The following is an 11,130-nucleotide window of genomic DNA, read 5'->3' as shown; positions in this document are numbered from 1 at the left end:
AATAAGGCATATAAAACAAATTTTTTTATTAAAATATTATTAATTTGGTTTTTTATTATATATTTTTATACAATTCTTTTCAATATAAATTGATACATTTATTTGATAAGTAAAAATATAATTCATTAGTTTGTCCTAAATTTTATTCTAAATTAACTAAATTTTTATGTAGGAGTCCCTCCAGTATAAAAGGCTTTTGAATTTCTATTGAAGCCTCTGAACCTAGAAGATTTTTAATAAATTGGATGCTATTAAGTAAGGTTTGTTCAGAGTTATGCTGTATTGTAGCATTAAATATAATTGGAAAATGGCGCTTAAGGAATATAAGATTTTCTTTAAGACCTTGTAGACTAATCCAAAGCATTTCATTAAAAGAGACAACACATTCTTCTAAGCTAAAAGGATCGATATACTTAATAGAATAGTCTGTAGATTTAGCAGCTTGATTACATAAGGATTTTAGATGTTTTTCAGTTTTACTAATAGCCAGACGTATATTTTTATATGCTTGTCCTTTACTTGTTAAAGTTCTTCTGATGGAGTATTTAAGGAGAAAAGAATACTTCTTTTCACGACCTTGTGTAGTAGAGACGCTGAATACAGGAATACGATTACTTGTTAACTCAGGGATTTTCTTACTTGCTAAAGGAGTTGTTGGTTCTGTTGCTCTTTGGGTGAGGACTTCTAGTGTATTTGCTTGAGGAATAGTTGGAGTGTTGCTTCCTAAGGTGCATTTAATAGTACATAGGATTTTGTCAAGCTCTTCCTTGGGCATGTATGTAATTGTGGTTTTTAAAATGTTGGGGAAATATCTACTAAAAAATGTTAGATTTTCTGTTAGGCCTATGTATGCATATTGAAGAGCTTCTTCATAAGTAATAGTTTGGATAATATGATTAAATGGATTTTTGTAGTAAAAAAACACCAGATTGTTCTTAGTATTTTTACATATTGTTTGTATAGATTTTAAAGTTAATGAGAGAAGGGTACGTGTTCGGAAAACACATTTGTATTGTGATATAGTGCTCTTTTTTATGATATATTCCAGTAAATAGATCGTGTGTTTTTTAGAAGGATCTTTAAATGTACCTGCAGGAGCCTTTTTGAAGGAAAATATAGGAATGTAATATGTCATCTTTTTTGAAGATGTTTTTATTATAGGAGAAGATGTACTTGTTAATGATTTCTGTTCTTTTGAAGGTATCGATATTTTTGTTAAGCTGGTATCGTTAAATCCAGCTAATTGTAATTCTAGAGTTAATCTATTGATCCAAAAGTTGTTTGATTGTAAAACATCTTGTCGTTCTAATGGGTCCATCACTAAAGATATAGTTTTTGATTGGCCTATTAGTAATTGTAGTAAGGATGTTAAGGAATAATTAGCTAATGATGATGCTGATACCATAGGAGCTGTTGATGCATCAGATATAAAAATTCTGTTTTCAAGAACATGTTGAACGCCTTGATGTAGGTGTTGTAGATAATCAAGAGGGTCTGTTACTGAATAAGGGGTTAATATAAAGCTTTTTCTATTAGAAGATATTTGAATACAGGGTAGATCATACGAGTTATGTGATGTTACAGGAGGGTTTGATAAGGCAACACCTTTTGTAACGATTGGTAAGACTTGTTCAAATTCTGTAAGATCTACTTGAAGTAAATCATAACAAAAAATTTTCTCTAAGGCTTGTATAGCAAGCTGGCCTTCAGGTGGGAATGATGTAGTTCTTAAGGCTGTAATGATTGGGAACAGAGCTTCTTGTAGAATTAAAATTGTATTGTAATGACAGGTGTAATCTAAGGGGAAAGATTGTGGTACTGACATACAAGGTAGATGATTTAATAAAATATAATGAGTTAAAGAATACAAAGATGCCACAATACTAGGGGTCAAAGTAGTATGTTCTTCAGTAACAGTGAAATACGGGATAATATTTTGTAAAGTAGGCGCAACGTAGTTTAATGTAAAATAAGACATAAAATTAATAAATTTATTAAAGTTTAATCTTTATGAAATTTATCATTTTCCTAAAATTTAATATTTCATTTAGAAACTCTTTCTAAAAAAAAGTTTTTTTCTAAGGATAGAAGGAGTTTTTTGTTTTACTTTCTTTTGGTGCATATAATTCTAATCCATTGCTTATTAAGGCGATACCTTTATTTAAAGGAAATCTAATGTTTAGTATGGTTGAGGTATGTTTAAAAATAGAAAGAGCTTCTTTCCTTGTAATAGAGAGGCCTTTTGAAATAAAAAATAAGGAAATCAATGTAATGTCATTAGGGTTAGTTTTTTGAAGAAGAAGCTTTTCTTCTGTAGGCACTGGGGATATCATTTTTTTATGTAAAAAGGTCTACACATACCTTTTAAGCTTGCATATCTAACTTCAGGTAATGGTTGGATGGTTAATTTATCGATCCACTCTGCATTAGATTGAGAGGTATTCTGTCATTTCTCCTTTTATCTAGAAAATCTATATCAGGTGTTGGACATGTTTGTGATTCTTGGAAAGAGGATTTTTATTTCAGACTCATTAACAGCGACTATGTTATTAGCATTTTATATTACTTCAGTCAAGGTGAAGCATGGAATAGCTTCTTCTAGAGTAGGTGCTATAGAGTTTTAATGTAAAATAGGGGGATAAAATTAATAAATAGATTAAAGATTTAATCTTCATCAACTTATGCATCTTTTTGTAATATAGTTTCTTCTTTAGAAATCATATTGTTAAAAAGTGTTTTAAGGATATTAGGAGTGTTTGTTGCGCTCTCCTCTGGTACATTTTGCCCTAATTTATTTTTTATTAAAGTGATGCAGTTATTGAGAGAATCCTGTGGTTGGTATAGTGTGGTATGGTTTAAAATAGTAGGAAATTGCAAAGGAAGAAAATATAAGTTTTCTTGTAATCCATGTAAAGTTAAGAGCAGTACTTCATTCAAAGGCTTAATGATGACTTTTTTAGAAAAAGGATTTATGTGCTTAAGTAGGCAAGAGGATTGGTATTCGCTTGAACATAAATATTGTATGTGTTTCTCAGTATTTTTAATAGAAATGCGAGCTATAGTACATGAGTCACTTTTCCGTCTGGGTGTTTTTAATATAGTATATTGAAACATGTAGCATTGTATACGTTCTGTTTTAGCTGTTTTATGTCCAGTAATAAATAAACGAATAGAAAATATTGCCAGAAAATCAATTTTGCTTGTATTTATTAATTGGGTTGCTTGGCGTGAGTGCACTAATAACTCATTGTTGAGCATATCTGTTAATATATGAGGAATGACTTGTGGAATATTAGGCCCTAATTGACTTTTAGCTATCTGTAAGCATTTTTTTAAAAGTGATTGTGGAAGATTTGAGTGCACATTTTGAAGAATATATGAAAAATGTTGTGACAAGAAGTAAAAATTTTCTGAAAGCCCTTCAAATAATAAAGCAAGGGCTTCTGTAGTATTCAACATGGTCCTTTTTGTAGAAACAGGATGAATATAATTAAAGAGAACGTTGCTTTTACTATTAGGAGTATAGATTTTTATAAAAATCTTACAAGTTGTAATAATAGATTTTTTTATATCAAAATATTTAACAGAAGAGTTTGGATTAATTTTTTTTATGTAATATTTACATAGATAAGTAGGAGGATCTTTTAAGCATTTTTTCTTTGTAGCAGATGTGTCTTCTAAGATAATAAATAAGGGGATCCATGTGATGTTTTGAGGCCTAGGTGTTATTTTTTTTGTAGAAGCAGTTTTGTTTACTTTGGGCGCTGTATTTGATGGCTGTTCTTTATGTGAGATAGGTTCTTCCCATATTTGAGCTAGATTGGCATCACTGAATCCAGCTAATTTTAACTCTGTAGTTAATCTAGAGAGCCAATTGTTATTTGATTCTGCAATATCTTGTCGTTCTTTTGTGTCTGTAATTAAGGATATAGTTCTTGATTGACTTAACAGTAATTGTAGTAAGGATAATAAGGAGTGATTAGCTAATGATCTTACTGATGACAGAGGGGCTGTTAGAGGATCAGAAATAAAAATGTTGTTTTCAAAAACATATGCAACGCCTTGATGTAGGTATTCTAGATAATGAAGAGGATCTGTTACTGGGTAAGGGGTTAATGTAAAGCTGCGGCCATCAGGAGAAATTTCAATAAAGGGTAAATTATACGAGATAGGTGATGTGATATGAAGGTTTGATGAGACAATATCTTTCGTAACGATTGGTAATGGTTGTTCAAATTCTGTAAGATCTACTTGAAGTAAATCATTAAAGAAAATTTTTTCTAATGATGCTAATATAGATTGATCTGCTGTTATTAATGGCATAGTTCTTAAGGCTCTAATGATTGGGTATACCGCCTCTTGCAGAATTAAAACTGTATTGTGGTGACATGTAGTATCTAAAGGAAAAGATGGTGGCACTGACATACAGATTAGATGATTAGATAAAATACGATGAGTTAAAGCATGAATAGATTGTACATGACTAGAGGTTAAGTTACTGGGTCCATCAGCAACAGTGAAATATGGTGCAGCCTCTTCTAGAACAGGTGCTATATAGTTTAATGTAAAATAAGGCATAAAATTAATAAGTTGATTAAAAGTGTAATCTTCATACAGACAGATCATCTGTTTGTACTGCAGGTTCTGATTTGGCAGCTGCATAATTAAAAAGTTTTTTTAGGATAGAAGGAGTTTGTGCTTCGTTTTTTCTTGGCGCATCTGACCCTAATCTATTGTTTATTAGGTCTACGCAGTTATTTAAAGAATCCAATGCTCGGTATAGTTTGGTATGTTTGAAAATAGAAGGAATTTGTAAAGGAAGAAAATTTATATTTTCTCTTAATCCTTGTAAGATTAGGGGCAGTATTTTATTTAAAGGAAGTAAGGTAGCACTTTTAGAGAAAGGGTCTACGTATTTAAGAGAAGAAGATTCCTTGTATTCATTTGAGCATAAATATTTTACGTGTTTTTCGGTGGTTTTTATAGAAAGCCGCGCTATGGTACATGTGTTATTTTGTCGACCTGATGTTTTTAATAAAGTGTATTGAGTTAGATAGCATTCTCCACGTCCTTTTGAACTTATTTTGTATCCAGAAATACATAAACGAATAGAGAATATGGGTAGAAAATGAATCTTTTTTTCAGCTGTTAATATGGTTATTGGATCTAAGCTAATTGTTAATTTAGGGTCTAGCATATCTTGTAGTATATGAGGACTTATTTCTGGAACAGGAACAGTTAATTGCTTTTTAGCTATCTCTAAGGATTCTTTTAAAATTGATTTTGTGCAATTTTTACGTGTATCTTTAAGAATAAGTGGAAAATTGTTAGATAAGAAATAAAAATTTTCTGAAAGTCCTTCAAATAAGAAAAAGAGGGCTTCTGTGCTATTAAAAGTGCTTATTTTTCTAGAGAAAGGATGAGTATAGTTAAATATAGAAGGCAAGTGCTCTTGAGAGGCATAGATTTTTTTTAAAATCTCACAACTTGTAATAATAGACTTTTTTACATCAAGATATCTGGTGGAAGCGTTTGTATTAATTTTTCTTACAGAATATTTACATTCATAAATAGTTTTGGTTTCAAAAGATTCTTTATCTACAGTAGCGGGACCTTCTGTAATAGAAAATAAGGGAATCAATGTAGAGGCGGTATCATGATGAGTTGTTTTTTGTAATGCAGAAGAAGTTTTTTTCACTTGCCAAGAAGTTTTTTTCAATTGCAGCGCGAGGTCTGATACTTGTTCTTTAGGGAGGGAATTTTGCCATATTTTAGTTAAGCTAGCATCGCTAAATCCAGCATATTTTAAATCTGTGATTAATCTACTGATCCAATTGTTATTTGATTGTTTAATATCTTGTTGTGCTGTCTCGTTGTTGATTAAGGAGATAATAGTTGATTGATTTATAAGTAATTGTAGTAAGGCTAATAAGGAATGATTAGCTAATGATTCTGGTGATGTCATAGTAGCTGTTGATTGGTCAGCAAGAAAAATTCTGTTTTCAAGAACATATTCAACACCTTGATGTAGGTATTCTAGATAATCAAGAATTATTGTTACTGGGTAAGAGGTTAATGTAAAGCGGCGACCATCAGGAGAAATTTCAATAAAGGGTAGATTATATGAAGGGGATGATGTTAGAGGAATGTTTAATGGGACAATATCTTTTGTAACGATTGGTAATGGTTGTTCAAATTCTGTAAGATCTACTTGAAGTAAATCATAAGAAAAAGTTTTCTCTAATGCTTCTAAGGCAGCGTGGTTATCAATTTGTAATGGTGTAGCTTTTAAGGTTAAAATGATTGAATGTATAGCATCTTGTAGAATTAAAATTGTATTGTGGTGACATGTGGGATCTAAAGGAAAAGATGGTGGTACTGATGTACAGATTAGATGGTTAGATAAAATATGACAAATGAACGCATGAAGGGATTGCACTTGACTAGAGGTTAAACTAGCCTGTTCTTCAGTAACAGTGAAGCAAGGGGCAGCATTTTGTAAAGTAGGTGTTATATAGTTTAATGTAAAATAAGGCATAAAGTTACAAATTTATTGAAGGTTTAATCTTCATCAGATTTATCATCTGTCTGAAGTTCTGGTTCTAATTTAGATATTGCATTATCAAAAAGATTTTTAAGAATATAAGGAGTTTTTGTTTCATTTTCTTTTAACGCATCTAATCCTAACTTATTCTTTATTAGCTTGATACAATTGTTTAAAGATTCTGATGGTTGATATAGCTTGGTGTGTTTAAAAATAGAAGGAGTGTGTAAAGGAAGAAAATGTAAATTTTCCTGTATTCCATTTAAGACTAAGGGTAGAAGTTCATTTAAAGAGATTATGGTGGTTTCTTTAGAAACAGGATTTTTGTATTTGAGCAAGGAGGAGTTCTGGTATTTCTTTGAGCATAAATGTTCTAAGTGTTTTTCAGTATTTTTGATAGAGATGCGCCCTATAGTACATGTATCATTTGTTTTTCCTGATGTTTTTAATAGAGTGTATTGAGTTAGGTAACATGTTATGCGTTTTGTTTTACTTGTTTGGTGTCCAAAACTACATATACGAATAGCAAATATGGGAAGAATTAGCGTCTTTTTTTTAGGTGTCATTATAGGGTTTGATATAGTAGCTAACTCTTGATCTAGTATATCTTTTAATATATGAGGATTTATTTGTGGAATAGGAGTGCTTGATAGCTTCTGAGCTATCTGCATGCATTCTGATGTAAGTGATTTTATGGGATTTTTCTTTGTATCTTTAAAAACATTCTCCAAATTTTCTGAAAAGAAAGAAAAATTTTCTGAAAAGCCTTCAAATAATAAAGAGAGCGCTTCTTGACTATTAAAAAGTGTGATGATTTTAGATTTAGGATCAATATAATTAAATAAAGTGTGATGGTCGTTTTGAAAAGAGTAGATTTTTTTAAAAAAGTTACAAGTTTTATAAATAGATTTTTTTATATCAAGATATCTAGTGGCAGAGGCTGTATTAATTTTTCTTACAGAATATTTACATGTATAAAAAATTTTTTCTTTTAAAGATAATTGGTGTTTAGCAGAGGCACCTCTTACAATAGAAAATAAGGGAATTAATGTAACCTTATTAAGAGTAGTTTTTTTTCTTTTTATAGCAAGAGTCTTATTTACTATAGGTTTTGGATTAGATATGCATTCTCGATGAGAAGAAGGTTCTAACATTGCTGATAAGCTGTTATCGTTAAATCCAGTTAATTTTAATTCTGAGGTTAATCTATGGATCCAATATAAATTCTTTTGTGTAATATTTTCTTTGTCTGTTGCATTCATGACTAAGCATGTATTGATTGATTGATCTAAAAGTAATTGTCGCAACGATAATAAGGAATGATGAGCTAATGCTGATATTGATGTTACCGCAGTAGTTGATGAGTCAGATATAAAAATCCTGTTCTCAAGAACATATTCAATGCCTTGATGTAGGTATTCTAGGTAATCAAGAGGTCCTGTTATTGGATAAGGGATTAATGTAAAGCGTCTGCCATCAGGAGAAATTTCAATAAAAGGTAGATTATAAGATTTTGGAGTATTTAAATTTTCTACAGAGGTTTCTAGAGATGTAGATGGTGTTTCAAAAAGGCTTGATGAGCTCCTATCTTGTGTGACGATAGGTAATGGTTGTTCGAATTCTGTAAGATCTAATTGATTTAAACCTAAAGAAAAAGTGTGCTCTAATGCTTTTAAGGTATTCTCATTCTCAGATGGTAATGGTGTAGTTCTTAAGGCTGTAAGGATTGGGAATAGAGCTTCTTTGAGAATTGAAATTGTATTGAGATGATAGCTAGGGTTTAAAGGAAAAGATGGTGGTACTGACATACAGATTAGATGATTAGATAAAATATAATGAATTAAATTATGAAGAGATTGTAAGTGTCTAGTAGTTAAACGAGTGCGTTCTTCAGTAACAGTGAAGTATGGAGAAGCATCTTCTAAAGCAGGTGCTAGATAGTTTAATGTAAAATAAGGCATAAAATTAATCAGTTTTTTAAAGGTTTAATCTTCATCAGATTCATAATCTCTTGGTAAATTGTCATTTTTTCAGCAATCATTCTAATATACAAGAGTTTATATATTCTTCAGGGGGATATCATTATCTAATTTATTGCTTACAAGAGCAATAGAATTTTGTAAAGATTTTAAAGGATGGTGAGTTCGATGATTTTTCAAAATTAATGGAAGATTTTTTTCAAAAATAGTCATATTTTTATTTAAGCCATCTAAGATATAGGTGAGTGCGGTTAGGAGAGGCAGCACTGATTTTTCTTTAGAAACTGGGTCTAAATATTGAATAATGGGGCATATGCTTTCTTGACTTAAACATAATTCCTTTATGTGTTTTTCAGTAAGCTCTATAGATATACGCATTTGTATGAGTATTTGATTTAAGTGTCCTTTTAAACTGTGAACATAATGTCTGATCAGATAAACATGTGGATCTAGTTTGTTTAAAGATGTGGGGCCGCTTTTTAATCGAATTCCAAAGAGGGAGACAGAAAATGTTTGTTTTTTTGAAGGAATTTTTTTTGTTAAACAAATGTTCATAGGTGTACGTGTAGAGAGTTTTGTTTGTTGATATAGATTTTGTAAAATATGGGGTTTTGTTGCTGCAGGGACAGATTTTAATTGTTTTTTTACCAATGCTAAAGAGTTTTCTAAGATGGTTTTTGGATTATAAGAAAAAGTAGATTGCATTAAGGTTGGGAATTTGTTTGGTAAAAAGGTTAGATTTTCTGTTAAGCCTTCAAAAAGTAAGGAAAACATTTTGTCTTGATCAATACCCATAGAGTTGTTAGATACTGGTTCAATGTAACAGAATAATTTAGGAGAAGTAATAGTAGAACTGCATATATCTTTAATCAAGTTGGATGTTTTATTAATGGTGGATCTGATGTCACTATAGCGAGGACTAGAGCTGTTATTAATTTTTCTTACAATATACTTTAAAACATAAATTGTTGGTTCTTTAAGATTTTTTTCAATTAAAGGATTAACTGCACATATATAAAATAAAGGAATGCAAAGAGGATTTGTTGTTTTTCTATATTTTTTCTTTAAGGGGGGCTTTTTAGCTGAAAGAGAGAAAGTTGTAGTTTCAATAAAAGGAGATATTAATTTTCTTTGTAAAGAAGCTGGCCACATGCTTGCTAAGCTAGTGTCGCTAAATCCAGATAATTTTAATTTTGTGGTTAATCTATAGATCCACATTTGATGTGATTGTGTAATATTTTCTTGTTCTTTTACGTCTGTGACTAAAGTTATATTTTTTGATTGCTCTATAAGTAATTGCAGTAAAGATAATAAGGAATGCTTATCTAATGATGTTGCTGATAACATAGTAATTGTTGATGAGTCAGACATGAAAACGCTGTTCTCAAGAACATATTGAATGCCTTGATGTAGGTGTTTTAGGTAATCAAGAATTGTTGTTACTGGATAAAGAATTAATGTAAAACGTTTACCATCAGGAGAAATTTGAATAGAGGGTAGATTATAAGAGGCAGGAATAGTTGAAATGGCTGCAGAGGTAGCCATACATGTAGATGACCTTTCAGAAAGGCTTGATGAGATAATATCTTCTACAACGATTGGTAATGGTTGTTCAAATTCTGCAAGATTTGCTTGAGATAAATCACAAGAAAAAGTGCTTTCTAATTCTGATACGGCAAATTGACCTTCAAATGACAATGATAATGGCAATGATGTAGCTCTTAAGATTGTAATGAGTGGGTATAGAGCTTCTTGTAGAATCAAAATTGTATTCTGATGACATGTAAGGTCTAAAGGAAAAGATGGTGGTACTGACATACAAATTAGATGATTAGATAAAATATGCTGAATTAACGCATGAAGAGATTGCATGTGAGTAGTGGTTATTCTAGCAAGTCCGTCATTAATAGTGAAATATGGAGAACCCTCCTGTAGGGTGGGTGCTACATAGTTTAATGTAAAATAAGTCATAAATGTATAAATTGATTCAAGGTTTAATCTTCATCACAATCATCTTCTTTTGCGTGTGCAGTAGTCAATAATTTTTCTAATATATAAGGAACTGCTTCCCATTCAGTTGCATGAATACTTAATCTATTTCTTATCAGCTTAATAGATTCTTCTAAATGTGTAGGGGTCTGATAATTTTGAGTATTGTTTACAACTAATGGAAGATTTCTTGGGAAAGCATACATATTTTCTTGTAAGCCATGTAAGATATGAGGAAGTACATTTAGGAGAGACATATCTTTTGTTTTTTTTGTAATTGGGTCCAAATATTTAATAAAAGGGATACCTTTGTATTCACTTGAGTAGAGGTGTTTTATGTGTTTTGCGGTTAATTTCATGGCTATGTGAGTTGTAGTGAGTATTTGATGCATGCATTTTGATGAACTATAGACATAACACCTAACCAAATAATAACCTAAATGATTTTTATTCAAAGGCTTACTTCCGCTATTTAATATGCGAATTCCAAATTTTCTAATAGATTTTGTAAAATATGCGGTTTTGTTGGTGCGGGAATAGATTTCAATTGTGTTTTAACCAATTCTAAAGAGTTTTTTAAACTGTTTTCAGGATCATAGGAAATAGTAGTTTGGAGGA

The 11,130-nt window shown here is 30.8% G+C and carries 8 protein-coding genes; 1 reads left to right on the top strand and 7 read right to left on the bottom strand.

The genetic code is table 11. The features are described from left to right. Nucleotides 1–142 precede the first annotated feature (142 nt). Both CLAVI_RS05315 and CLAVI_RS05310 read right to left on the bottom strand, forming a co-directional pair. The gene (locus CLAVI_RS05315) at nt 143–1,978 is read right to left on the bottom strand and encodes a hypothetical protein (RefSeq protein ID WP_194844560.1); all 1,836 of its coding nucleotides are present in this window, start codon (nt 1,976–1,978) and stop codon (nt 143–145) included. Between the two features lie 100 nt (nt 1,979–2,078). Further along, nucleotides 2,079–2,333, bottom strand: coding sequence for a hypothetical protein (locus tag CLAVI_RS05310; RefSeq protein WP_194844559.1), 255 nt, complete (start codon nt 2,331–2,333; stop codon nt 2,079–2,081). 156 nt (nt 2,334–2,489) lie between these two features. On the opposite strand from CLAVI_RS05310, the gene CLAVI_RS05620 reads away from it, so the two are divergent. Beyond that, nucleotides 2,490–2,624, top strand: coding sequence for a hypothetical protein (locus CLAVI_RS05620; RefSeq protein ID WP_267239488.1), 135 nt, complete (start codon nt 2,490–2,492; stop codon nt 2,622–2,624). A gap of 55 nt (nt 2,625–2,679) precedes the next feature. Here the strand turns inward: CLAVI_RS05620 and CLAVI_RS05305 are convergent, their stop codons facing one another. The 5 genes from CLAVI_RS05305 to CLAVI_RS05285 form a co-directional block, all read right to left on the bottom strand. Further along, entirely contained in the window at nt 2,680–4,578 is a 1,899-nt protein-coding gene (locus CLAVI_RS05305; protein ID WP_194844558.1) for a hypothetical protein, read from the bottom strand. A gap of 31 nt (nt 4,579–4,609) precedes the next feature. Beyond that, entirely contained in the window at nt 4,610–6,538 is a 1,929-nt protein-coding gene (locus CLAVI_RS05300) for a hypothetical protein (protein WP_194844557.1), read from the bottom strand. A gap of 23 nt (nt 6,539–6,561) precedes the next feature. Beyond that, nucleotides 6,562–8,505: a hypothetical protein gene (locus CLAVI_RS05295; RefSeq protein WP_194844556.1), complete on the bottom strand. Its 1,944-nt coding sequence runs from the start codon at nt 8,503–8,505 to the stop codon at nt 6,562–6,564. Between the two features lie 96 nt (nt 8,506–8,601). Further along, a complete protein-coding gene (locus CLAVI_RS05290) occupies nt 8,602–10,494 on the bottom strand; it encodes a hypothetical protein (protein ID WP_194844555.1) in 1,893 nt (630 codons plus the stop codon). 23 nt (nt 10,495–10,517) lie between these two features. Beyond that, nucleotides 10,518–10,904 (bottom strand): hypothetical protein, encoded by a 387-nt coding sequence (locus CLAVI_RS05285; RefSeq protein ID WP_194844554.1) that lies wholly within the window; start codon nt 10,902–10,904, stop codon nt 10,518–10,520. Nucleotides 10,905–11,130 lie beyond the last annotated feature (226 nt).

Origin of the sequence: Candidatus Clavichlamydia salmonicola (genome assembly GCF_015356765.1) — a bacterium.
Lineage (GTDB): Bacteria > Chlamydiota > Chlamydiia > Chlamydiales > Chlamydiaceae > Clavichlamydia > Clavichlamydia salmonicola.
The sequence above is the reverse complement of the archived record's forward strand: the minus strand, read 5'-3'. Positions and strand labels throughout refer to the sequence as shown.